The sequence below is a fragment of the Haloarcula japonica DSM 6131 genome (genome assembly GCF_000336635.1).
Taxonomy (GTDB): Archaea; Halobacteriota; Halobacteria; order Halobacteriales; family Haloarculaceae; genus Haloarcula; species Haloarcula japonica.
Genome location: NZ_AOLY01000040.1, coordinates 71,249 through 95,275, shown reverse-complemented (window position 1 = coordinate 95,275; position 24,027 = coordinate 71,249). Strand labels below are relative to the sequence as shown.

The following is a 24,027-nucleotide window of genomic DNA, read 5'->3' as shown; positions in this document are numbered from 1 at the left end:
TCGTATCGGTGACTGTTGAGACGTCAGATACCGTCTGACTCGGAGGGGCTACGACAGTACGAGCGCCAGTGACTCGCCAAGTGGTGACCGTGTGTTTCGGACCCCCTGTGAACACCAATACTTATTTCCCCAGGTGAAGAACATAATTGATGAGTATGGACATCGAAGCATTCTTCGAGAACATGCCGTTTGCCGACCTGCTCGATATCGAAATAACCACTGTGGATAACGGGCACGCCGAGGGCCATATCGAAATGCGCGAGGAACTGTCGTGGAACGAGGAGCAAATAATGGCCCACGGCGGCGTTACGTTCACGCTCGCTGACACCGTTGGTGGGGCCGCTCTCGTCTCCCTCGTCGACCAGCCGGTGCCAACCATCGATATGCGCATCGATTACCTCGAAGCCGGGACAGGTGACCTTCGAGCGGAAGCCGACGTGGTTCGCCACGGTGGTGACGTTGGCGTCGTCAGTGTTGAAGTGTACGCTGAGGACGATACACAGGTCGCGAATGCACGCGGCGTCTACAAGACAGGGTAGCTCGACTGCAGCAACTGCACAGCTTCTGGCTACGACACTATTTGAACCACGGGAGAAGCGGTGCCGGAGTCTAGCTGAATGTCACACCGACGTCGTGCATATCCTCGTTGTATCGAGCGATGTTGATGAGCAGTGGTGTCAGACTCTCGACTTCCGCAGCGTTCGAAAGCGGGCCAGCAGGGATCGGTCGGACGCCGGCGAGGTCAGCAGTCAGCGACACGACTCGGTCACTGACCGCCGGGTCGTCCGCGACCACCAGCGTATCTACGTCGAGCGTGGCCTCTAGATCCGCCAGCCGGTCCGCTGCAAGGTTGTGGAACGCGCCAGCCACTGGAACAGATTCAGGGGCCCGCTCTGCGACAAACTCAGTAACGCTCCCCGTCGACGGTGGTCGGTAGTGAAGTCCATCCCCATCACCACTCATCCCGACTGCAGGGCTAATAAGCAGTTGGTCCGAAAGTACGTCAGCTTCCGCCAGTGCTTCGACTGTATCGCCGACGTGGTGCGGTGGAATAGCCAGGATAACCACGTCTGCACTGGCCGCGGCGCTACTGTTGTCCGTCCCGTTGATTTCAGTCTCGACAGCGTGGGCGGACAACCGTTCTTCATACGTTCTGGCTCGCTCGCTAGCTTTTGCAGCGTCCCGCGAGCCGATTGTAATCGCATGGTCCGTGTCGGAGGCGAATCGCATCGCGAGTCCCTCACCGATGTCACCAGTACCGCCGAGTATGGCCAACTCCATACACATTCGTAACGCCCCGTGAAACAAGAAGGTTTGTTCTGTCACGCAAACCGGTGACGACCGTAGCTGCTGCCATCACGTGAAAACCGGGCACGCCAACAATAGAGGGAACTCCAGTAGCAATCGCGAACGGTTATTCGATCCAGACCGTCTTTTTGTTGACGAACTCCTTGATACCCATCTCCGAGAGTTCACGACCGTAGCCGGCGTCTTTGATGCCGCCGAACGGGACCCGGGGGTCCGATTTGGTCATCTCGTTGATGTAGACACAGCCCGCGGAGATGTCTCGTGCCAGACGCTGGCCGCGTTCCCGGTCCGCTGTCCAGAGGCTTGCACCAAGGCCAAACCGGGTGTCGTTCGCGACCTCAATCGCTTCCTCCGCATCGGCAACCTCGTAGACGGTCGCCACTGGGCCGAACGTCTCCTCGGTGTCAGCGGGACACCCCGAAGGGACATCAGTCAGTACTGTCGGTGGATAGAAGGCCCCCGGCCGGTCAAGCGGTTCGCCGCCAGTCAGCACCGTTGCACCGGCGTTAACGCTGGCCTGTACCTGGTCGTGGAGTTCAGCCATGAGGTCGGGGTCAGCCTGCGGGCCGACATCGGTTTCGTCGGACATCGGGTCGCCGACAGTGAGGTCTTCGAAGGCAGCGACGAGCCGATCAACGTACTCCTCGTAGACGTCTGTGTGAACGATGAAACGCTTGGCGGCGATACACGACTGGCCGCCGTTGAGCGTCCGTGCCTGCACCCCAGTCTCGATGGCCGCATCGAGGTCTGCGTCGTCGAGGACGATAAACGGGTCAGACCCACCGAGTTCCAGGACGGTCTTTTTCAGATGTTTGCCGGCCGTTTCGGCGACGGCACGGCCGGCGGGGCCACTTCCGGTCAGCGTTGCCGCACGGACACGATCATCTGCGAGGATGCCGTCAACGTCACTGGAGCCAACCAACAGCGTCTGGAACGCGCCATCGGGATAGCCGGCTTCGGCAAACACTTCTTCGAGCGCGAGCGCACACCCGGGAACGTTCGAAGCGTGTTTGAGGAGGCCCACGTTGCCGGCAGTGAGATAGGGCGCGGCAAAGCGAATGACCTGCCAGAACGGATAGTTCCAGGGCATCACTGCAAGCACTGGCCCGAGCGGGTCATGGACTGTTTTTACTTCTGTCCCCGGCGGACTGGGGTGGTGCTCCTCGGAGAGATACTTGTGTGCGTATTCGGCGTAATGGTCACACGCCCAGGCACACTTTTCGACTTCAGCGACGGCTTGCGTGATTGGTTTGCCCATCTCCCGGGTCATCAGCTCAGCGTACCGCTGTTTGTTCTCCCGTAGGACCTCGCCGGCGTTTACCAGCAATTGCTCGCGCTCGCGCAACGGAACCTCACGCCAGTCCTCGAACGTCGACGTGGCACGGTCCAGTTTTCGTTCGACTGCCTCGTCATCATCAGGGTCGTACACGTCCAGCCGCTCGCCCGTAGCCGGGTTGACTGCCTCCATATCGGTTCAACCTTCGGCGTCATGCATACATTAATCTTTACTGACCTAAATATTCTGATAGGCAACAACGTTAGCTTTTATACTCATAGATCAGAAACGTGTTGATGATGTACAAGCACGTAGCCCTGTTAGTCAGACAGGACGATATGTCTCACGAGGAGTTCGTTGACTACTGGCAGACCAATCACACGCCGATTGCGAAGGACATCGAGGGCGTGGTTCGCTACCAGCAAGTCCTGCCAACAGAACCGGTACACGCCGAATTTGACGGACTGGCGGAGCTGTACTTCGAGACGCTTGAAGACCTACACGAGGCGCTGGGCAGTCCCGGCTCTCGGGACTATGACCCCACCAAGGAGATCGCCGCAAAGGCCCGCGAGGACGTGAACAACTTCCTCGCGGTCGAGGAGCGGCCGCGTATCATCGGCGAAGAGATCGTCCAGAAAGACGAGGTCGACGGCGACACTGACGGCCTCTACAAGCACTCGGCGTTTCTCGTCCGGCAGGACGACATGACCCACGAGGAGTTCGTCGACTACTGGCAAACCAACCATACGCCGATTGCCCGTGAAATCGAGGGGGTCGTCAAGTACAATACCGTCATCCCAACAGACCCAGAGAACGCCGAGTTCGACGGTGTCGCCGAACTCTACTTCGACGACATCGAGAAGCTATACGACGCGCTCGGCAGCGAAGGATCGCGGGATTACGCGCCTGACAAAGGGAAAGCGAAAGCGGCCCGCGAAGACGTGAACAACTTCCTGGCTATCGACGAGCGGCCCCGGTTTATCGGACAGGAACAGCTCGTCAAGGACGAGGGGTAGTATGCCTAACTACGAGGAGCAGGTCACGCAGGCGTTCCCGGAACTCGATTACATCTCATCGGACGACCTTCGTAGCAAAGTCATCGAAGCGTGGACACTCGCGCTTGAACGGGGTGGCTGGCGCGACATTGTGGACATTCCGTACGCCTGGAATATCCACGAAGTAAGCAACGTCAGGCACGTCCGCGGTGTCACCAGGATCGCACGGGAATCCGCTATCGAACAGCAGGAGTTCCACGGTGCCGATCCCGATATCGACGTCATTGTCGCGGCGACATTACTCCACGACGTGGGAAAGTGCTATGAGTACGTCGACTTCGTCGAGGACGAGAAACTACTCGATCCGGACCCGAAATACGCAACCGAAGAGGTCCCACACTCCCTGTCAGGCTATGCACTCGCGCACGAGGTCGGCTGTCCGCTGGCGGTCCAGCGAGCGATTCCGCACTTTATCGGCGAGATCCCGACGCGGACACTGGAAGCCGAACTCGTCAAAAGTGCGAACTCCGCGTCCTCAAACGCGATTACGCAGTCAACGATGGGTATCACGCTGCAGGAGTGGGTTGATGAGTACTCCCAGACGTAGCCACTGGCGCGAACGATAGCACTCCCTGCCAAGGCGTCGGCCGGTGAAGCTAGTCCCTTCGCGATCACTGGTCGTAGCATGCTACCCAGCCTTCGAAGTCCGCTGATAGCTTCGAGTTCGACGGTACGCGAAGGCACTAACCACGGAATACCCTTACTCGCATTTTGAGCGGTCGGGTGTCACGATGCAACGCGTCCACGTCCGGGTGTCAATAAGTCGAGCTCATATTGTCAGTCTCCGAACGCGTTCTCGGGGACAGCCGAAGGGATAGCCGTGCCTTCAATAACGAAACTGTCGACCGCTTCGAGCGTGCTCTGGGGTTCAACAGCCTCTAGATACCGTGTTCGGAAACAGTTTTGAAGTGTTCAATGTACTTCTATTTACTTATCCGATATTTCTATCTAAACATACGGAAAGTATCTGCATATAATGATATCTCTAGATACAACTATCGCTATAGAGGCCTGATTTCGAATATGCCCGTCGAAAAATAATTTGGATGATTATTTATGGATAAATTCGGAATGGATACCACTCTTTGAGTTAAATGTACATGTCGCTGGGTATGTTACGAGCGCGTTTGTAATGCCGAAGGTTGGAATTCACGTTCCCGAGCAACGCTTTGTTCTGGAGGACCAACTGCCTGTGAATCGCTCCACCGTTGACAGTAAATACCCAGTCTTCAGGGATGCCGGGGAGGACTCCAACTCCGTTCGCACCGAATCTCACGACCGTCGAAAACGCGTGTTATGCGTGCCCCGTCGCCTCAAACACCAGATCCATTGGCTCGTGGACTGCGGGGATCTGATCCACGGTTGTCTATCGAGAATTGAGGTAGGTGGTCGATAGATCTACACTTGTCACTAGACGGTTGCGAGTAGCGGAGAGACAGACGCAACCCTGATTAAAATTCAACACCTGTGAACAATCCTCACTATAGGCCGGATGGTTGTACTGCAGATATAGAGCCCGCATACCTCAGAGATACGGCCAAACAATAACAGGCGTACAGCTGTTATCTGGGTTAGAACCAGTCTGAGAGTTGCCGGTTGTAGGTGATGGTATCGGCGTTGGAGTGAAGACCAGTATCGGGACGCTACGAGAAGTTGTGCAAGGAGAGTACCGAGCACGAACAGGGCGAATCGAAACGGGCTAGGAGACCGTGACAGGACTGGTCCTGGTAACGCTGCTATCCTCGCCACGTTTTGATTTGTATTTCGTATGCTGGGACGTGATTCAAACAGATTGAACAGAGTGGTGACTGAGAAAATGCCAGCGTCCGCGATCTGCATCGGCCGGAACTAGAACACCGCTATGATGCTTCCTTACTCCGTTTCTCAGTTGGGGTACAGTGGGCAGTGGGTGCGTAAACGGACGGAATTCAGGAGGGCTACTGGATGGCCGAGTTTTGGGCAGCATATCATGGTGCAGTCGCTAGCTATCACAGTCCCGGACACAGAATTCAAGCTTGTTGAATAATTTTATAAACAGTTAGCCAAATATACGCGTATGACAGGACAAGGCCCGATAGAGTCCGCCGGGAGGGNGACACAGAATTCAAGCTTGTTGAATAATTTTATAAACAGTTAGCCAAATATACGCGTATGACAGGACAAGGCCCGATAGAGTCCGCCGGGAGGGTGCTGGACATTATTGAAGCACTGAAAACGGAACAGGCACTCGGCGTCACTGAACTGGCAGAGCGGGTGGAGATGCCCAAGAGCACAGTCCACGTTCATCTCTCAACACTTCAGAGCCGAGGTTACGTCGTCCAGGACCAGAACAAGGCATATCGGCTGAGCTTACGGTTTCTAGATATCGGGATGAAAGTCCGCGAGCGACAGGAAATGTACCAAGAGGTCGCCCCGAAACTGAACGAGATAGCCGACGAAACTGACGAAAAAGCGTGGTGGATCGTCGAAGAGAACGGAAAAGCGGTCTTTCTGGCCAAAGCGCTCGGCAGTCGGGCGATTCAGACAAATTCACAGATCGGCCAGTACACCGAACTGTACAGGCTCGCTGGTGGCATGGCAATCCTCTCAGTGTTGCCGAAACGCCGGCGGGAGACAATCCTCGATAGATACGACTACCCCCTCCCCGACGGACGGGATCGGCAGGAACTCGAAGCAGAACTCGACGAGATTCAGGACGGCGGGGTCGCCTACGGCATTGACCAGTTCCTTGAAGGCGTAGCCGGCGTCGGTGCCCCGCTGGTAGACAACGCCGGCAACACGTACGGTGCCATCAGTGTCTCGGGACCAGCGAACCGGCTGGACTCGGAGCGCATCGAGAACGAACTGACCGACCTCATTCGTGGGATCTCCGGCGAACTACAGGTGAATCTCTCGTATCAGTAGTTCTACTGACTTGAACACCGTTGATCTGGGCAAGACACCTGTGAGATCGTTCAATCCCCTTGGAATAACGCTGTGACACGATAGGAGCTGATTCAATAGAATAGAACGGCCCATGTGATAGATTCACACTCATATGGTCGCTACCACTCGGTGCATGGAGCTCAAACTATGGTCGGTACGCCCCGCCTCTAACGGGGCTCTACACTATACGGCCCAACGACCGGTTTTCGGGCCGTTGTCTCCCGATTGTCGCCGTCGTCAGTCAGTTACACCGACGCCGAGATGTCTGTCGAGTACTTCCTCGTCGTTCTGGATCTCCGCCGCAGTCCCCTCGTGGACGATCTCACCCTTTTCGAGGATGTACGTGTACTCTGAGACCGCCAGTGCGACCGGAATGTTCTGCTCGACGACCAGCACTGTGATCCCTTGCTCGTTCAGTTCGAGGATTAGGTCCTCGATCTGCCGGACCACGTAGGGTGCGAGCCCTTCAGTCGGTTCGTCGAGCAACAGCAGATCCGGGTCGGCAGTCAGTGCACGGCCGACCGCGAGCATCTGCTGTTCGCCACCCGAAAGGACTGACCCGTCCTTGTGTTCTCGCTCTGCGAGGTTCTCGAACATATCCAGTACGTCGTCGACTGACGGCCCGTCAGGCGACTCAGCACCGATCTCACCCATTCTGATGTTCTCTCGAACGGTCAGTTCGGGGAAGATCCGCCGTTCTTCGGGAACGAACCCGATGCCGCGCCGGATCGTCGCTTCGGAGTTGAGTGTCGTGATGTCCTCGCGGTTGAACGTTATTGTCCCTCCAGTCGGGGTAATGTTGCCGACAATCGAGCGGAGCGTCGTTGTCTTTCCGACGCCGTTTCGCCCGACCAGCGACACAACGCTTCCACGTTCGACATCCATCGAGACGCCCTGTAGTACCTCGGTCATCCCGTACCCGGCCCGGACATCTTCGAGAGAGAGTAGTGGGTCGGTCATTCTCGAACACCACCGAGGTACGCATCACGGACATCCTCGTTGTTTGCGATCTCTTCGGGCGTCCCGCTCGCGAGTTCTTCACCGCGAGTAAGGACAGTAATCCGGTCCGAGACACGCATCACAAGGTCGATATCGTGTTCAATAAGCATCAGTGATCGGTCTGAGAGGACCTCATCGATAAGGTCCATCGTAGCCTGTGTTTCCTCACTGCTCATTCCGGCGGTTGGTTCATCGAGCATGACGAGATCGGGGTCCGTCGCCAGGACGAGACCAAGTTCGAGGCGACGTTGATCGCCGTACGCCAGGGCTTCTGCGTGCTCGTCAGCCCGCTCTCGGAGGCCGATCTGCTCCAGCACTGTCCCGGTTTGCTCCGTGATCTCGTCGAAGCCGTTCTTGTCGCGGAACAGCGCTTCGCCGGGGTTGATTTCGTCACTGTGGACGGACTGTGCTGCCAGACGTACGTTTTCTCGAACGGTGAGGCCACCGAAAACGTTCGTAATCTGGAACGACCGGCCCAGTCCGCGGCCAACCCGTTCGTGTGGCGCGACATCAGTGATATCCTCACCCTTGAACCGCACGACGCCTTCTGACGGCGATAGTGCGCCAGTGATGAGATTAAACGTCGTTGTCTTCCCGGCCCCGTTTGGCCCGATAACGCTCCTGAACTCACCATCCGCAACCGACAGCGACACGTCGTCAACAGCGGTGAGCTTGCCGAACCGCTTCGTCAGTCCGTCCGTTTCGAGTACAGTCTCAGTCATCGCTTCTCACTTCCGGCTCATCCATGTCAACGGGACCATCCGCGTTGTTGGCCGTCTCCAGTCGTTGTGCAATGAGAGACGGAATCGATACGATACCGCGTGGGACGAACAGCACGAACAGGATGAACATCGTCCCGATAATGAGTCGCCACTGGTCGGTGTACGACGAGAGGAATTCCTCGGCACCGAAGAAGACACCGGAGCCGATCATCGGGCCGTACAATGTGCCCATCCCACCGAACAGCGCAATCACGATGACTTCCCCCGAGTGGATCCAGTTGAGTGTCTGGTCCGGTGAAATGATGACAGTCGACGGACTGACGGCGAGAAGGCCACCAGCCAGTCCGGCCATGCCGCCGCTGACGACAAACGCTCGGCGCTTGTATCTGTTGACGTCGTACCCGATGAACTCCGCTCGCTCTTCGCTTTCCCGAATCGACTGCAGGACACTGCCAAAGGGCGCGTTCATCATGCGCCGAGCGAACAGGAGCGACAGCACGGCAATGAGCAGGGCGAGATAGTAGAACACGAACTGCTGTCCGAGTTCGTAGCCGAGGAGCCCGAACTCGATATTCGAAAGCGACTCCCCGACAGTACCGAGTCCGATGAACGCCTCGAAGCCGAGCAGGCCGTCGCTCCCGCCGGTGAACTCGAACTTGAACACAGCACTGTAGAGCAGTTCCGCGAACGCCAGCGTGATCATGGCGAAGTACACGCCGGAGACCCGAATCGAGAGGCTGCCGACGACCCAGGCCAAGACAGCACAGATGAGAATCGCCCCGAGTAACACGACAAAAACCGACTGCGAATAGTGCAACATGACGAGCGCGGCGGTGTAGGCACCGACGCCGTAGAACATCGTGTGGCCGAGCGGGACCAGTCCGGCATACCCCATCACGATATCCAGACTCAGTGCGAAGATAGCCCAGATGAGTATCTCGTTGAGGACGACGAGGTAGTACTGATCGCCCATGAACAGAATCGCGATCGGGGCAAGCGCGAGCGCGACGACGGCGATACCACCGAGCCGTACCCGTGTGCTGTCTGCCAGTATCCCGCCGTACCCCCCGACGAGAATCTCGCCTTCGCCGTCTGACTCTTCACCTCGCGTTCCGAACAGTCCTTGCGGTTTCACAAGCAACACGGCGATCATGAGGAGGTATACGGTCAATCCTTCCAGATTGGGGACAGTCAGCGTTGTGTCACCGAACGTGGCCAGAACGCTCCCACTGTAGGCCCGCATCAGCGTCTGGACGACACCGACGAGTAACCCGCCGAAGACAGCACCCCTGAAGCTACCGAGGCCACCGAGGACGACGACAACGAATGCCGGAATGATGACGCTGTTCCCCATGCCGGTGTTCACGTTCTGGTAGCCACCGAGGACAATCCCGGCGACGGCAGCGAGCGCCGCACCGACACCGAAGACCAGCGTGTAGTACTGGTCGATGTCGATACCGACGTTGCGAACCATCTCGCGGTCCTGGGATCCGGCACGGATGATCATCCCGTACTTCGTCCGGTTCAGCAGGTACCACGTCACTACCGCGAGCAACGCGGCGAAGACGATCATGAAATAATTGTACACGGACACCTGCACACCCAGTATGGACACGGGCTGGCTCAGATACTCCGGGACAGCTAGCTGTCGTTGCTGTGTCCCCCAGATAAGACGGATGCCGTCGTTGATCACGAGCACGAGCCCGAACGTCAGAAGAATGTGATATAACGGGTCCCGACCGTACAACGGCCGGACAGTCGTTCGTTCGATAGCGGCACCGATGAGACCGACGGCGACCGGTGCAACCACTATCGCGATCCAGAACCCAGCCCCCGCGCCGAACGGCGCAATGATGCTCAGGGAGAAATACGCGCCCAGTGCGAATAGTTCGCCATGGGAGAAGTTGATCACATCCATCACGCCGAAGATGACCGACAGTCCGGCGGCTAGCAGGACGTAAACCATCCCCAGGGTGAGGCCATTCAGCAGTTGTTCGATGAAATCGGCAGCAACCATCGTACTACCTACATCTCACAGCCGAGGTCACTGGCCGGGGGCAGCGTCTCCGAACCCGGGACCTGCTCAAGGAGTTCGACATCCGCTGTGTCGCCATCGCCCTCGACAAGTTCGGCCATCCACGTCGGGTTGGTGGCCTGGTGATCGCTCTCCCGAAGCGTGATGTCCCCCAGTACTGTCGTAAACGTCCCACCTTCGAGTACGTCCCGGACATCCCCCGGTTCGGTACTCCCGGCTTCGTTCATTCCTTTGGCCATCAGTCGCATCGAGTCGTAGCCGACGCGGGCGAAGTTGCCGGGCTCTCTGTCGTTCTCGCTGGCGTAGGCCTCGACGAATGCCTGATTGTCCCCGGTTTCGAGCGAGGGATCGTACCGAGCGCCACCGAAGGTGCCGACGCTGTTCGATCCGGTCCCGGCACGGACGCTCTGGAACGTCTGGGTCGGGCCGACAACAGCCATCTGGTCGGTGAGACCCTGGTCTGCAGCCTGGTTAGTGAAGTTCACCAGATCACCACCGGTCATCCCCAGCATGACCACGTCAGCCTCGGAATTGCTGATCTGCGTAATGAACGAGCCGTAGTTGCTGGCACCCAACTCCGACGTTGATGTCCCAACCTCGGTGTAGTCGTCGCTAGCGTTCTCCATGCGCCTGCTTGTTCGGTTGTACACCGAGTCGCCGTACGCGTAGTCCGCGTAATGGAACCAGACGTTGTTCCCCAGATTGTTGACTGAATACGCCGATATCGCCTCGGCAATCTGTGCCGTATTCGTCTCGAAACGGAACACCCATTCGTTGCAGGCAGACCCGGTGATCGGAACGGCTGCACCGCCGGGGAAGTAGATATGCTCAGATTGAGCGGCAAAGTCGTTCAGCCCGAGCGCAACGGAACTTGAAATCGCACCGAACACGAACTCGGCCCCCTCCTCCTGAACGACGCGCTGTGCCTCAGACTGTGCGGTCCCAGCTTCGGTTTCTGTATCGCCCGCCACCAACTCGAACTCGAAGTCGTAGTTGTCGTTGTTGTTTATTTCCGCTACAGCGAGCTCAGCCCCAGTCCGCTGACCCGGCCCGAGAGAACTATACGGGCCAGTCATTGGATTCAGGCTCGCAACGGTCACTGCCTCCTCGCCTCCTGTGGACCCGCCCTGACAACCGGCGAGGCCAAGCACGCCGACCGCGCCGGCGGCGGCGAGGAACTGTCTCCGTGAACGGTCGATTCCCACACTACTGTCTGGTGAGGTACCTTCGCTCGACATAGGTTCATTATCTATTGTTAAGCAAATCATATTAAAGCCTTGCCCCTGTCGGAGCGTATTGCGCTATTCGAGGGGGACAATAGCTGTATTACCGCGTTTCGTGGCTCCTGGTTCCCACCGTAGTGGTGGTTAGCTGGTGGTGTCGTTCTGCCTGTACAGCCACGCTAGCGCAGTCCCGAGTACGGCGGTCGTCCCAGTGAGTGTCGTGAAACCGGGGCCACTGGCGGCAGTCCCAGTATTTGTCTCCGTCGCTGTGTCTGAGCCCGTTGTCTCGACAGGAGTTGTCGCTCCGCCAACAACAGTACTTTTGTCTGTCTCAGTGCCCTCACTCGTCGGCGTGTCATCGGTGACACCGTCAGCCGGGCTTGCTGGCATCGTCAACTCACGGGTTTCAGTCGTTGCGGACTCAATTTCGGCGTCAGCGAACAACAGCTCTTTGTACTCGAAGTTCTCGAACATCGCCAGCTGATCGTCGTAATGTTCGCCGGTAGTGTCATCTGGGGCGACGTAGCCGTCGTTTCCGGGCGGAAGGATGTTCTCTGCCTTCGGATCATCGCTGAGCCGGACGACGTGATTCTCAGTCCCGCGGTTCAGTAGCGCCGTGTTCCCCGCGGACGTGACACCGATAGGCATCCCGAACAGCGCGAGATTGTCGAACTCGTGTAGTGCTGCCTCCTGCCGCCAAGTCTCCGGCTCACCATCGTATTGTGTAGCGAGTTCGCTCACGGCGGTTCGGAACGCGCTGATCAGTGCGTCCGTGATATCTCCATCGGCGTACTCGGCCTGCGTCGGTAGTACTGTCTCCGCTGGGTTGAGGACCCGCATCAAGGTGCCGCGCCCGTAGTCGTAGTCGAGGAAGTACGATGCCGGCCCGTATGCGCTCCCGAAGGCCTCGCTGAAAACCTCCTCCAGAATGTACGGGAATGTTGCATCCCAGATCGTGTACCCGGCAGAGTGACGTCCCTCGTTGTCTTCGCCGTTGGCCTGTGCAAAATGGTCCCACAAGGCCAGTTCGTCGCGCGCTTGCTGTTCGGTACTGGAGAGATCTGCGTGGGCAAGCGCGTCAAGCAAATGGTCTTTGTACCGAATCGAACGCAAGTCAGTAAACGAGATATCGTAGATAACAGCCTTCAGGAACTCGTAATCGACTGTTCCCTCCTGTGCTAACCGCTGTTCGACCAGATTGATGATCCGTTGCACGCGGTGGTCGGTCGACCACGAATAGCTCAGATCACCGTTGTTCCAGTCCGGTGCGGGTTTGTTGTTCCACTGTGCTGAGTAACCCGGATCAGGGTTGATTGAGTAAGGAACGTCACCGTTAGCCGCACGTAGGTAGTCCGCCGACGTGAGTTCGTATTGTGTTCCATCGGCTGGCAACCGAGTGTCCCAGTCGACTGCTTCGCTATCCGGGTATCGGCCCAGATGGACGTAGGCGATGTCCCCGTCTTTGCCGGCCCACATGAAGTTCAGCGCGTAGTCACACCGCTGTGCTGACTCCCGGAACTCCTCGGCGTCCGTCGCGAACTGACACTCGTAGAAGGCCCGCCAGCAGTTCATATGCCGGCCGGCGTATGACTTCGTCTGCGCCAGTGCTTCCCCGTTGTCGGGGTCCCACTGGGTCACAACGCCGTGGCGCGTGAACCGTTCAGTGTACGTCACGTCCTCGCCATCGGCGACGGTGATTGTCTGCTCGGCCGTTTCGACCTCGTACTCCTCGCCCTGGAAGGTGTACGTGTCCGGTCCCGACGAATTGGTCGTGATCGACTCCGTGAACATCTGAATGCAGTTGTCGATTCCGGCAGTCGAGGTCATCGCCCCGTTGCGATTGTGTCCGAACATGATGAACGGATACCCGGTAACGGTGACGCCGGCGACGTCGAAATCCGGACCGTGCAGGCTCGCCTCGTACATTATCGAGGGTGTGTTGAACCCCATCTGTGGCCCGCCCATCAGTAGCGCATCGCCACTGGCCGTGATATCACCCTGGACAGCGAGAGCGTTGCTGCCGTACTTGATCGGAAGGCCAAGGCTGTCGAGTCCGGACGCAAGCGTCCGCATCCGCTCTATTTCGTCTTCGTGCATCCCTTCGGCGTCAGTCGGCGGCGTGTAGTCCCCGCCAGTCACCAGATTGCTCGGCGTCACAGACGGACCGCTTGCTCCTCGCGTCACTCTGTCTGTTTCCTGTCCCCCGACCACATTGGGTGTCGGCCCTGTGCCTACGTCAGTATAGGGAGGGGAGTAGGCATCCGACGGCTGGACCGTCGAGGTCGGGCAACCGGGATCGTTGCCCCACTGTAAATCCTCGAATAGCTCCATCGCCCGCTGTTGGCTACCGGTTTCCTGCGTGAGTGCTTCGAGGACTGTCGCGCTGAGGGTCTCCAACTGGAAGCCGCTGAAATACGCCATGCTGGCGACGAACATCCCAGCGGCGTCCGTCGTGGTGAACTCCTCGGGCTCGAACCCGTGCTCCTGAAACGCCTGATGGAATTCCAGGTCCTCGCTGTCACGAACTTCGGTAATATACCGGTTGATGCCGTCGGTAAACGCCTGCAGGACCGCTCGCTGGTCCGCCGTTAACTGTTCAGCAGCCTGCTCGTCGAGTGACGGCTCGCCGGCGGTGTTGCGACGCGCCTCGATATCGAACTGGACCCAGTCGGTGTCCCCGTCACCCGCACCGAGGACAGCCGCCACAGTCCCGTGATAGTATCGCCGGTACAGTTCTAGCTGGTAGAGCCGGTCGGCCGCGGTCGCGTATCCGAACCCATAGAACACCGGGGCACGGCTGTCAGCGTCGCGGGCGTAGATGTGTGGCACGCCGTAGTCGTCTCGTCGTATCGTGACCGTCGCGTCATCTTCCTGTGCGTATGCTAACTCAGTCTCCACGGCTCCGATACTGGTCATGCCGGTAACCGCTGCGCCTGTCTTCAGAAGCGTTCGTCGTGAGAGGTGCTGCCGCGATTGCTGGTGCTGTGCTGGCATCCCGTAGTCGACAGTCTGGATATTTAATAAATATTTGGGTACATTTCAGAGGGAGCCGAGTGTGTCTGTTCACATTCGTTAGTAGTCGGGTTTCACGTGAACGTATGCCATGACGGGAAAGGTAGCGTCCCATTGAGATCAATACATACTGTCCGACCCAAGCATATAATTGAGAGCCTAACACAGTCCTCGTCATGTCCCAGGAGATGCCGATCCGTGTCGATCACATCGGAATCGCTGTCGAGGCCATCGACGAGGCTGAGCCATTTTTATTTGCACTCGGCTGTCGGAAACTCATTGAAGAATCCGTCGAGGGGCGGTTTCGCTGGGCGCAGTACGATTTCAATCAGGACGCGTCGCGACTGGAACTCATCGCACCGGAGGCACCGGACACGTTCCTCACGTCGTATCTCGACGACCATGGTCCGGGCCTACACCACGTCACGCTCGAAGTAGCTGCTATCGACGCGGTGAAAGCAGTACTGGAGCACAACGGATACAGCATCGTCGAGTACCGCGAGTACAAGGACTGGACCGAGGCGTTTGTGCCACCATCAAATCCGACCGGAGCGCTCTTTCAGTTGTTCGAGTATCACGACAGCTACGACGCTGATCGGCCGCCTGCCGGGAAGCTCTACGTTGATGGGAGCCGACTCGATGGCTGACATCTGGAGCGGTTCGCTCTCAGGAAAACGGGTCGACGGGAACGGCAGGAGCGACGCTATCAGTCGTCTCGTTCGTCAAGCTGGACCGTTTCCTCGACAATAAGCCGGGGGCCGGCCTCTAAGTCGATAAACTCAGCCGCGTCGGCCTGGACCGTCTCGGCAAGGTCTGAGTCAAACGCGTCGCTGAGTGCGTCCATATCCTCGAAATAGAGCTCAAGCACGCCGTCGTACACTGCACGCTCCGGGTCTGTCGGCACAGACGTCACGTAGCGTTGCAGTCCCGGCAGATCCTTCGCTAACTCCGCGTGATCGCCTTGCCATCGGTCAGCGAACTCCTCGTGGGTGTAGCCATCTCTCCGGACGAGCAAATCGACGATTTTTGTCATGCATGCACCATATCGGCACGGATTGGCTTTTATGTACCGATCCGACAGGGGCGCACTGATTCAAGCTACTCGAACAAAACACTTGTAAGCCGATTAGTCATGTGTGTACGTATGGCAATCCCGCCCGCTGTCAACAGGCCGGTCGGAACAATCGAGAGGGCAATCGAGATCATGGAGTATCTCAAGGAGAACGACACGGCCACCGTATCGGAGATGACAGACCACCTCGACTGTGCGAAGAGTACGACGCACAGATACATGAAGACGCTCGCGGCTAACAGCCTCCTCGTCGAGGACGGCAACGAGTATCAGCTCGGGATCCGCTTTCTGGACTACGGCGAAGTGGCACGGAACAAATACCGGCTCTACGACGAGGCGAAGCCGAGAGTCGACGAACTCGCGGAAGAGACCGAGGAGAAAATCTGGTGTGCAGTGGAAGAACACGGCCGGAGCGTCCACATCTACGGCGCGCAGGGCAAACACTCGGTGCAGACGTACGCCCGGGTCGGCCATCGGAACTATCTCCACCAGCACGCCGCGGGGAAGGCCATACTGGCACACCTTCCGGATAGCCAGATCACAGAGACCATCGACAGGCATGGCTTGCCGGGCCGGACGCCAGAGACGATCACTGACCGGGACGAACTCTGGGAAGAAATCGAGACCATACGTGACCGCGGCTACGCGTTCAACTTTCAGGAGTCGGTGGAGGGACTGCACGCGGTCGGGGCCCCGATTACGGACGAAAACGACATTGCCATCGGGGCGATCAGTGTCTCCGGACCGGCAAGCCGGCTTGAAGGCCCGTTTCTCCGGGACGAACTGCCGACGCTGCTACTGGGCGTCGTCAACGAAATTGGCATAAATATGGCCCATCCATGAGGCCACCAGCGCAGTTTTAGCGGGGCAACGGGCAGTTTTCTATTTGTACTTCGCTTGTGTGACCGAACGGAGTCCCCCGTTCTAGGAATGAGACGCACTCATTCGCTTGCCCACTCCGGCTCTCTGTCTTCGAGAAACGCGTCGATCCCTTCGTCCTTGTCACCAGTTGCGAACAGTTGTGCGAACAGTTCGGCTTCGTACTCGATACCGGCTTCGAGGTCCATTCGGGAACTGGCGCGGACGGCTTTCTTCGCGCGTTCGAGCGCCGCGGGGTTTTTCTCTGCAATCGACGACGCGATGTCGTAGACCCGCTCATCAAAGGAATCGTCATCGTGAACTTCGTCAACGAGGCCGATGTCGGCGGCCTCCATCGCGTCGATGAGTTCGCCGGTAAGGATTAGCCGCATCGCGTGGCCCTCCCCGACCAGACGCGGCAGTCGCTGTGTCCCACCGCCGCCGGGCATGATGCCGAGGTTGATTTCGGGCTGGCCGAACTTCGCGTCCGTATGCGCGATCCGGATATCTGCCGCCTGAATCAGCTCACAGCCCCCGCCGAGTGCGTGCCCATTGATACGAGCAATGACCGGCATCGGGCACTCATCGACGTACTCGTAGACCCGTGGTCGCTTGCTCGCCTCCCGTTGCTCCAGCATATCCCGCTCGCGGAGTTCCGTCACGTCCGCACCCGCAACGAATGCGCCGGTGTCTGCCGCGCCAGTCAGCACGACAGCACGGACGTCACTGTCCGGAATTGCGTCGAAGACCTGTTTGAACTCCGACCGCAACTGGGTGTTGAGTGCGTTCCGGGCCTCCGGGCGGTGCAACTCGACGGTGGCGACGTTTTCCACGCGGTCCCCGACGCTCACCGAAACCGTTTCACAGTCCGCCGCGGCGGCAGCGGGGTCCGTCATGCGTCCCCCCAGTCGCCGCTTGTGCCGACGATGTCACCGTCCTCCCAGACGTAGAACCCCTCGCCGGATTTCTTGCCGAGCTTCCCGGCTCGGACTTTCCGTTTCAGTATCTGTGGCGGGCGGAACCGTTCACCGAGTTCCGCACGCAGGTATTCGAGGATGTCGAGTCGGACGTCGAGGCCGACGACATCACCGAGTTCGATGGGTCCCATCGGGTGGTTGTAGCCGAGTTCCATCGCGGTATCGATGTCCTGCGGCGTCGCAACGCCCTCCTGCACCATCCGCATCGCTTCGACACCCAGTGAGACGCCAAGGCGGGAGGAGGCAAAGCCCGGTGCATCGGCCACCTCGACCGGTGTCTTGTCGATCCCGTTCACGAACTCCCGTGCACGCACAACCGTCTCGGCACTCGTCTGCTCCGCGACGACGATCTCGACGAGTGCCATGATGTGAACCGGATTGAAGAAGTGGAGGCCGATGGCTCGTTCAGGAGAGTCGAGGACGCTCGCTATCTCAGTCAGCGACAGCGAGGAAGTGTTCGAAGCGATAAGTGTCGCCGGGTCAACGTGGGACTCGACCGCAGTGAGCGTCTCGTGTTTGATTGCCATATCCTCGGGGACTGCTTCCACGACGAGGTCTGCCCCGGTCACAGCTTCCTCCAGCGACGTTGTTCCAGTGAGGCGGTCTAACGTTGCCTCGGCCGTCGACTCCGACACTTTCTCCCGGGCAATACCCTCTTGCAGGTTCGACTCGATGGCAGCCAAACCGTCATCGACGATATCCGCCTCGATATCGCGGAGAGAGACATCGTGACCGGCCATTGCCGACACCTGAGCGATGCCGTGGCCCATGGTACCGGCGCCTAGGATAGCTACGTGCATCATTTCTCAGCACAGTAGCGAAGGATAAAAACGTTGCTTGCGTCTCCCCCCAGTGTGGCCTGCATTTAATACGGCGGCCACGATAGGAGTCGGTGAGGATGACTGCTTCCGACTCGCAAGCCGTTGTTGTCGATGCCGTACGAACCCCACAGGTACCGAAGGACGGCGCACTGGCCGGGACACATCCCGAAGACCTCGTCACCAGCGTGCTTGCTGCACTTATTGACCGGACCGGTGTCCAGGCCGCCGAGTGGGACGACTTCCGACTTGGGTGTGCAAATCAGGAAGGGGAGCAGGGACGAAACCTCGCCCGGCAGTCGATACTCGCCGGCGGGTTTCCCGAGACGGTACCCGGGGCGACAACGACCCGCCTGTGTGGCTCGTCACTGACAACACTCGTTGACGCCGCTCGCGCCATTGAGGCGGGCGATGGTGCGGTGTATCCGGTCGCCGGTGTCGAACACATGAGTACTGTCCCTTTTTCCGACTGGCTGCATCCCGCTATCGAACAGCGATACGACTCTGACAGGCTGCCGATGGGGCAGACAGCCGAAACCATCGCACGAAACCACGATATCAGCCGTAAAACGCAGGACGAGTTCGCGCTGCGGTCACACGAGCATGCGGTCGCTGCCATGGAAAGCGGGCGGTTCGATGCAGAGACCGTGCCAGTCCACACCGACGAGGCTGCGATAGAGACCGACAAAACACCACGGGCAGACACGTCAGTCGAACAGTTGAGCGAACTCCCAGCGGTGTTTCGTGACGACGAGGCGGCGACGGTTACGCCGGGGAACGCGTCACCGCTGACCGACGGGGCTGCTGGGATGCTCATCACTTCGGCAGCGTACGCAGACCAACATGATCTCGATGTCCTCGGCCGGATTGAGACGCGGGCCGTCGCCGGTGTCGATCCGCTGGTAATGGGGCGGGGACCGATTCCGGCGACGCGTGCTGCACTGGACGACGCCGGCCTGACAATCAGCGATATCGATCTCGTGGAACTCAACGAGGCGTTTGCAGCCCAGAGTCTCCACTGCAAGCGCGAACTGGAGATTCCGGCTGACCGACTCAACGTCAACGGCGGGGCTATCGCGTTAGGCCATCCGCTTGGCTGTTCGGGGGCACGAATCACGACGACGTTACTGCACGAGATGCGACGACGGGACGCGACGCACGGACTGGCGACGATGTGTGTCGGTTTCGGTCAGGGTGTCGCGGTTGTGTTCGAACGTGACTGACAGAGGCGGCTACCGGCGCTGGCTGGCGACCTGTGCTTTGAAGCCGTATCTGATGACGCCCTCCTGCGTGTAGATGCGCCGCGTCGTCAGCACGACAGGTGTGCCGATTGTGACTTCGCCCGTCGATTGAAGCACCTGTGCAGGGACGCTTACCGTCTGCTCGCCCGAGGGACCGTCGAGTACGACGATAGCGCTGTCGAACTGGCCGCTCTTGGACTGCTGGGCGACGAACTCCGGCGGCGCACCGCCCTGTTCGATGGTCGTTATCGCCTCGACTGTCCCTGTCCCGGGCAGTTCGACAGCCTCGAACTCACCGGTGCGGTCGTGACAGTCGTTGCAGGCCCCGGTCGGCGGGAAATTCAACGCACCGCACGCGGAACACCGGCCGGCGACGAGTCGGTGACGTTGCGGGATCGTCCGCTGCCATGACGGGACGCTAACGTAAGCTCCGCCACCTTCGGGCTCGTCGCGTGTGATCTCGCCACGCCGCCTGAGGTACTCGGCGTAGGACAGAGAGACAGCACCGTCCAGTGCGGTTTCGACCGGAACGGGACCAGTAACGACGAACAGCGTCGCACTCGCACCGCTTCCATACGCGGCGATCAGCACGCGTTCGGCGTCGTCCGCAAACGCTGTCGCCGCCCCGAGAAACGCACTTGCCGCGCCGGTGTCCCCGAGCGTACTGACTGTGTCCGCAGCGGCAATAGTCTCTGCGTCGACGCCGAGCGCACCTGTCGCCCGATACGGGAGTTTTCCGTCCGGAGACTGGACCGCTGCCGCATCGACTGTCTCTGTGGGCACGTCCAGTCTGTCCGCCGCACTGCCGAGCGTGGTCGTAAACGCGTCGCGGTCGTACTGCGTAACGCCCAGACCGGTCGTTCGGTCGTCTCCGCCCGTTCTGAACCGCGTTCCGGGGTATGCCTCCGTGTGTGATGCCCGCTCAAGTACAGTTCCGGGACCGTCATCGTCGACAACGAGCGCGACACTCCCAGCACCGGCGGCGTGTTCGACCTCGCTGTCAGGATCGCCCCGCGGACAGTCGCTGATGATGACGAGGCCGACACCGTCCCCGAACGGCCCGCCATCCATAGTTGCGTCCAGTGCCTGAGCACCGGAGTCTGTGGAGCCGGTCATCGTCTGCGTCTTTGCATCGTCGGGGACGTTGAGAATACTGCAGAGTCGCGCCGCGAGGTCCTCTTCAGCCATCGGCGGCGTCGTCGTCGCAAAGGCCAGATGCGTGACATCCGTGCCGGACGCGTTGGCCGCAGTGAGCGCACGGCGGGCCGCTTCGATACCCATCGTGACGGCGTCCTCGTCGGCGTCGGGGACTGCCTTCTCGTCGATCCCCGCTGCATCGAACCGACCCCACGCGGCTTCGAACTCTTCGGCGTCGATCCGCAGGCGAGGCGCGTACGCGCCGATGGCCGCGAGCCCCGACACAGTCATCGTGCAGCCTCCCGTTCGAGAATATGGACAACGGCGCTGCCGCCGCTCCCACCCACGTTGTGCGTGAGCCCGTACTTCGGGGCCGCCAGCTGCCGGTCCGCGGCGCTGCCGGTGAGCTGTTTGAACGCCTCGACGATCTGTCCGGCACCGGTTGCGCCGATAGGGTGGCCTTTCGATTTCAGCCCGCCGGAGAGATTGACCGGCATCGCTCCGTCAGCGTCGGTCGTTCCCGCTTCGAGCAACTGTGGTGCCTCGCCGCGGTCACAGAACCCGAGGTCCTCGTATGCAAGCAGTTCGGCGATGGTGAAGCAGTCGTGGACCTCTGCGAAATCGAGATCGTCAGGTTCGACCCCGGCACGGTCATAGGCCGCGTCTGCGGCCATCTCCGAAGCAGAAATCGAAGTGTAGTTGTCTCGCTGGAAGAGGCCGACCCGGTCGCTGGCCGCGCCGACCCCGGCAATCCGGACCGGGTTGGCAGTGTACTGCTCGACGACATCCTCACTGGCGACGAGCGCGACCGCTGCGCCGTCGGAGGTCGGACAGCAGTGGTAGAGGTTCAACGGGTCCGCAACAACCGGAGCGTCGACAGCGTCTTCCAGGGAGCATTCGAAGCCCAGGTGCGCCTTCGGGTTCTTTGCGCCGTTCCGATGGTTCTTGACCGCGACCATCGAGAGGTGCTCCTCGCTTGCTTCGTACTCCCGTAGATACGCACTTGCCATTTGCGCGTAGACGCCGGAGAACGTCGTCCCGGTCAGCCGTTCCCACTCTGTTTCGCCGGAGACGCCGAGCCAGTACTTCGTCACGTCGCTGCTCATGTCCGTCATGACTTCGACGCCGCCAGCCAGCGCCACGTCGGCCATCCCGCTTTTGACCGCCTGCACTGCCTGTCGGACAGCATAGCCCGACGCCGCACAGGCGTTTTCAACGCGCACGCTGGGGACGCCGTGCAGCCCAGCGTGTTCGGTCGCTGCCGGTCCCGAGAGACCGAGCTGTCGACCGCCCACGCCGAGTGAGCCGACGACCGCTTCGTCTATCGCATCCGTATCGATACCGTGGTCGACACTGTCGATAGCTTCGCTGACTGCGTGGTCAAACAGTGATCTGTAGCTCTCTTCGGGCATCGAGCCAAACGGCGTTTGCCCTGCGCCGATGAGATACGCGTCCCGCATACATGGAACTCTGAGGGTACTGAAAAATAGCTTTGCATCACTTGTCGACAGTCACACAGCAAGCACGACCGGTGGTCAGAGTGGTCAATCCCAAACCATTTTATCACTATCATTCCACTCTATCATTGACGATGGTGTACAAGCAACTGGAGACGGCCGACCGCACAGAGCTGCGTGCGTTACAAACCGACCGACTACAGGGGATTGTTTCGCACGCCTACGAGAACGTCCCGTTTTACCGGGAGAAGCTCGACGAGGCGGGCGTCTCGCCCGAAGACATCCAGAGTATCGACGACATCACGAAGCTGCCGATGACGACGAAAGAGGATTTCCGCGACGAGTACCCCGACGGTCTGTTCGCCGTAGACGATGAGGACGTCGCCCGGATCCACGCGTCGTCCGGGACGACCGGGAAGCCGAAGATCGTCTCCTACACGGATGACGACCTCGACAACTGGAGTGAAGTCGTTGCACGTTCGCTAGCTGCGAGCGGGACCGAACCGGGCGACACCGTCCAGAACGCCTACGGATACGGGCTGTTCACCGGCGGATTGGGACTCCACGACGGAGCCGAGGAGCTGGGGGCCACAGTTATCCCTATCGGGAGCGGCCAGACCCAGCGACAGGTCGAGTTGATGACCGACCTGGAGAGCGATGTGTTCACATGCACCCCGTCGTATGCGCTGTACCTCGCCGAAACGGCCGAGGAAATGGGCCACGACCCCAGCGACCTGCCAATCTCGACGATTATCTTCGGAGCGGAGCCGTGTACCGATCCGATGCGGGCAGAAATCGAGGATCGGCTGGGCGTCGACGGCATCGATGTTTACGGGCTCTCGGAGATCATCGGTCCCGGCGTCTCGTGTGAATGTCACGAAGCGCAGGACGGGCTTCACATCTGGGAGGACCACTTCTACCCGGAAGTCATCGACCCACGCACGAAGGAGCCGGTCGAGGAAGGTGAGGAGGGTGAACTCGTTCTCACAACACTCACGAAAGAAGCGTTACCGGTCTTCCGATACCGGACTGGTGACCTCACGACGCTGAACTACGACGAGTGTGCGTGTGGACGGACGATGGTACGGATGGACAACGTCACCGGCCGGACTGACGACCTCCTCATTGTCCGTGGCGTGAACCTCTATCCCAGCGAAATCGAACACGCTGTGCTGGACATCGACGGCGTCGCCCCGCACTACCGGATTGACCTCTACGAGGAGAACAACCTCGACGTCTTGGAACTCACCATCGAACGGACTGCCGAGCAAGGGCCGGGCGACAAAGCGCTGGAAGACGAAATCATCGAACGGCTGGAGAACGTGCTCGCGTTCACCCCGGACGAACTCGAACTCGTCGCACCCGGCAGCATCGAACGAACGCAGGTCGGCAAGGTGAAACGCGTCTACGACCACCGTGACTGACTGTCAGGGCCGGTAGACTCGTCCGCGAAACGTCGCGATGCGCTCGCCATCCTGTGCAGTCACCGTGACCTCATACTCCGCGGTACTGTCCGCGAGATGCGTCTCTTCAGCAGTCGCAGACAGCGTCTCACCGGTGTCGACGGCGTCGAGATACGAGATGTTTGTCTCCAGTGCAACCGCCGCCTCGCCGTGCGAATTCGACGCAGCGGCGAAAGCCGCATCTGCGAGCGAGTAGATCGCACCGCCATGGGGCGTCCCATGAAAGTTCAGCAGGTCCTCGGTAATCGTCAGTTCAGTCTGGGCGTACCCCGAGTCGAGTTCGACGACGTCGATGCCGAGGGTCTCGCAGTACGCGTCTGATTCGATGCGCTCTCTGACTTCGTCGGCGACGCCGGACATACGATCTGTGTTTCTATCAGGAATAATAAATATATACCGGTCACTGCTGCTGTCAGCGGAGCGTAAAAATATAAATGGCTGCTATTACA

21 protein-coding genes and 1 pseudogene are annotated in these 24,027 nt (G+C 59.4%); 8 read left to right on the top strand and 14 right to left on the bottom strand.

What is annotated here, in order from left to right:
• Nucleotides 1-155: 155 nt before the first annotated feature.
• Entirely contained in the window at nt 156-539 is a 384-nt protein-coding gene (locus tag C444_RS17185) for a PaaI family thioesterase (protein ID WP_004594317.1), read from the top strand.
• A gap of 70 nt (nt 540-609) precedes the next feature.
• Here the strand turns inward: C444_RS17185 and npdG are convergent, their stop codons facing one another.
• The gene (npdG, locus tag C444_RS17180) at nt 610-1,281 is read right to left on the bottom strand and encodes an NADPH-dependent F420 reductase (protein ID WP_004594316.1); all 672 of its coding nucleotides are present in this window, start codon (nt 1,279-1,281) and stop codon (nt 610-612) included.
• Between the two features lie 133 nt (nt 1,282-1,414).
• Nucleotides 1,415-2,776 carry an NAD-dependent succinate-semialdehyde dehydrogenase gene (locus C444_RS17175; protein ID WP_004594315.1) on the bottom strand — a complete coding sequence of 454 codons (1,362 nt, stop codon included), beginning with the start codon at nt 2,774-2,776 and terminating at the stop codon, nt 1,415-1,417.
• Between the two features lie 104 nt (nt 2,777-2,880).
• On the opposite strand from C444_RS17175, the gene C444_RS17170 reads away from it, so the two are divergent.
• Both C444_RS17170 and C444_RS17165 read left to right on the top strand, forming a co-directional pair.
• Nucleotides 2,881-3,600: an EthD domain-containing protein gene (locus tag C444_RS17170; protein WP_004594314.1), complete on the top strand. Its 720-nt coding sequence runs from the start codon at nt 2,881-2,883 to the stop codon at nt 3,598-3,600.
• 1 nt (nt 3,601) lies between these two features.
• Nucleotides 3,602-4,186: an HD domain-containing protein gene (locus C444_RS17165; RefSeq protein WP_004594313.1), complete on the top strand. Its 585-nt coding sequence runs from the start codon at nt 3,602-3,604 to the stop codon at nt 4,184-4,186.
• A gap of 567 nt (nt 4,187-4,753) precedes the next feature.
• On the opposite strand, the pseudogene C444_RS23160 reads toward C444_RS17165, so the two are convergent.
• A pseudogene (locus C444_RS23160) lies at nt 4,754-5,038 on the bottom strand (glucose dehydrogenase); the annotation flags it as partial.
• Between the two features lie 752 nt (nt 5,039-5,790).
• Between C444_RS23160 and C444_RS17160 the strand changes: the two are divergent.
• Nucleotides 5,791-6,543, top strand: coding sequence for an IclR family transcriptional regulator (locus C444_RS17160; protein ID WP_049909581.1), 753 nt, complete (start codon nt 5,791-5,793; stop codon nt 6,541-6,543).
• A gap of 258 nt (nt 6,544-6,801) precedes the next feature.
• On the opposite strand, the gene C444_RS17155 is transcribed toward C444_RS17160, so the two are convergent.
• The 5 genes from C444_RS17155 to C444_RS17135 form a co-directional block, all read right to left on the bottom strand.
• A complete protein-coding gene (locus tag C444_RS17155; RefSeq protein ID WP_004594310.1) occupies nt 6,802-7,524 on the bottom strand; it encodes an ABC transporter ATP-binding protein in 723 nt (240 codons plus the stop codon).
• A complete protein-coding gene (locus tag C444_RS17150) occupies nt 7,521-8,285 on the bottom strand; it encodes an ABC transporter ATP-binding protein (RefSeq protein ID WP_004594309.1) in 765 nt (254 codons plus the stop codon). The genes C444_RS17155 and C444_RS17150 overlap by 4 nt, the downstream gene beginning before the upstream one ends.
• Nucleotides 8,278-10,302: an ABC transporter permease gene (locus C444_RS17145; RefSeq protein WP_004594308.1), complete on the bottom strand. Its 2,025-nt coding sequence runs from the start codon at nt 10,300-10,302 to the stop codon at nt 8,278-8,280. Before C444_RS17145 ends, C444_RS17150 begins: the two co-directional genes overlap by 8 nt.
• Nucleotides 10,303-10,310: 8 nt before the next feature.
• Nucleotides 10,311-11,558 (bottom strand): ABC transporter substrate-binding protein, encoded by a 1,248-nt coding sequence (locus C444_RS17140; RefSeq protein ID WP_049909580.1) that lies wholly within the window; start codon nt 11,556-11,558, stop codon nt 10,311-10,313.
• A gap of 129 nt (nt 11,559-11,687) precedes the next feature.
• Entirely contained in the window at nt 11,688-14,537 is a 2,850-nt protein-coding gene (locus C444_RS17135; protein WP_049909579.1) for a penicillin acylase family protein, read from the bottom strand.
• A gap of 194 nt (nt 14,538-14,731) precedes the next feature.
• Between C444_RS17135 and C444_RS17130 the strand changes: the two genes are divergently transcribed.
• Nucleotides 14,732-15,202: a VOC family protein gene (locus tag C444_RS17130; RefSeq protein ID WP_004594305.1), complete on the top strand. Its 471-nt coding sequence runs from the start codon at nt 14,732-14,734 to the stop codon at nt 15,200-15,202.
• 59 nt (nt 15,203-15,261) lie between these two features.
• Here C444_RS17130 and C444_RS17125 read toward each other — a convergent pair whose 3' ends face one another.
• Nucleotides 15,262-15,588, bottom strand: coding sequence for an EthD domain-containing protein (locus tag C444_RS17125; RefSeq protein ID WP_004594304.1), 327 nt, complete (start codon nt 15,586-15,588; stop codon nt 15,262-15,264).
• 111 nt (nt 15,589-15,699) lie between these two features.
• Here C444_RS17125 and C444_RS17120 point away from each other — a divergent pair, with 111 nt between their 5' ends.
• Nucleotides 15,700-16,470: an IclR family transcriptional regulator gene (locus C444_RS17120; protein ID WP_004594303.1), complete on the top strand. Its 771-nt coding sequence runs from the start codon at nt 15,700-15,702 to the stop codon at nt 16,468-16,470.
• A gap of 98 nt (nt 16,471-16,568) precedes the next feature.
• Here C444_RS17120 and C444_RS17115 read toward each other — a convergent pair whose 3' ends face one another.
• Entirely contained in the window at nt 16,569-17,381 is an 813-nt protein-coding gene (locus C444_RS17115) for an enoyl-CoA hydratase/isomerase family protein (RefSeq protein WP_004594302.1), read from the bottom strand.
• Entirely contained in the window at nt 17,378-18,262 is an 885-nt protein-coding gene (locus C444_RS17110) for a 3-hydroxyacyl-CoA dehydrogenase family protein (protein WP_004594301.1), read from the bottom strand. Before C444_RS17110 ends, C444_RS17115 begins: the two co-directional genes overlap by 4 nt.
• A gap of 98 nt (nt 18,263-18,360) precedes the next feature.
• Between C444_RS17110 and C444_RS17105 the strand changes: the two genes are divergently transcribed.
• Nucleotides 18,361-19,503 carry a thiolase family protein gene (locus tag C444_RS17105; protein ID WP_004594300.1) on the top strand — a complete coding sequence of 381 codons (1,143 nt, stop codon included), beginning with the start codon at nt 18,361-18,363 and terminating at the stop codon, nt 19,501-19,503.
• Nucleotides 19,504-19,512: 9 nt separating this feature from the next.
• Here C444_RS17105 and C444_RS17100 read toward each other — a convergent pair whose 3' ends face one another.
• Entirely contained in the window at nt 19,513-20,949 is a 1,437-nt protein-coding gene (locus C444_RS17100; protein WP_004594299.1) for a zinc ribbon domain-containing protein, read from the bottom strand.
• Complete coding sequence (locus C444_RS17095) at nt 20,946-22,118, bottom strand: thiolase domain-containing protein (RefSeq protein ID WP_004594298.1); 1,173 nt, start codon at nt 22,116-22,118, stop codon at nt 20,946-20,948. Before C444_RS17095 ends, C444_RS17100 begins: the two co-directional genes overlap by 4 nt.
• A gap of 131 nt (nt 22,119-22,249) precedes the next feature.
• Here C444_RS17095 and paaK point away from each other — a divergent pair, with 131 nt between their 5' ends.
• Nucleotides 22,250-23,539, top strand: a complete 1,290-nt coding sequence (paaK, locus tag C444_RS17090) for a phenylacetate--CoA ligase PaaK (protein ID WP_004594297.1) — start codon at nt 22,250-22,252, stop codon at nt 23,537-23,539.
• 3 nt (nt 23,540-23,542) lie between these two features.
• Here the strand turns inward: paaK and paaI are convergent, their stop codons facing one another.
• A complete protein-coding gene (gene paaI / locus C444_RS17085) occupies nt 23,543-23,938 on the bottom strand; it encodes a hydroxyphenylacetyl-CoA thioesterase PaaI (RefSeq protein ID WP_004594296.1) in 396 nt (131 codons plus the stop codon).
• Nucleotides 23,939-24,027 lie beyond the last annotated feature (89 nt).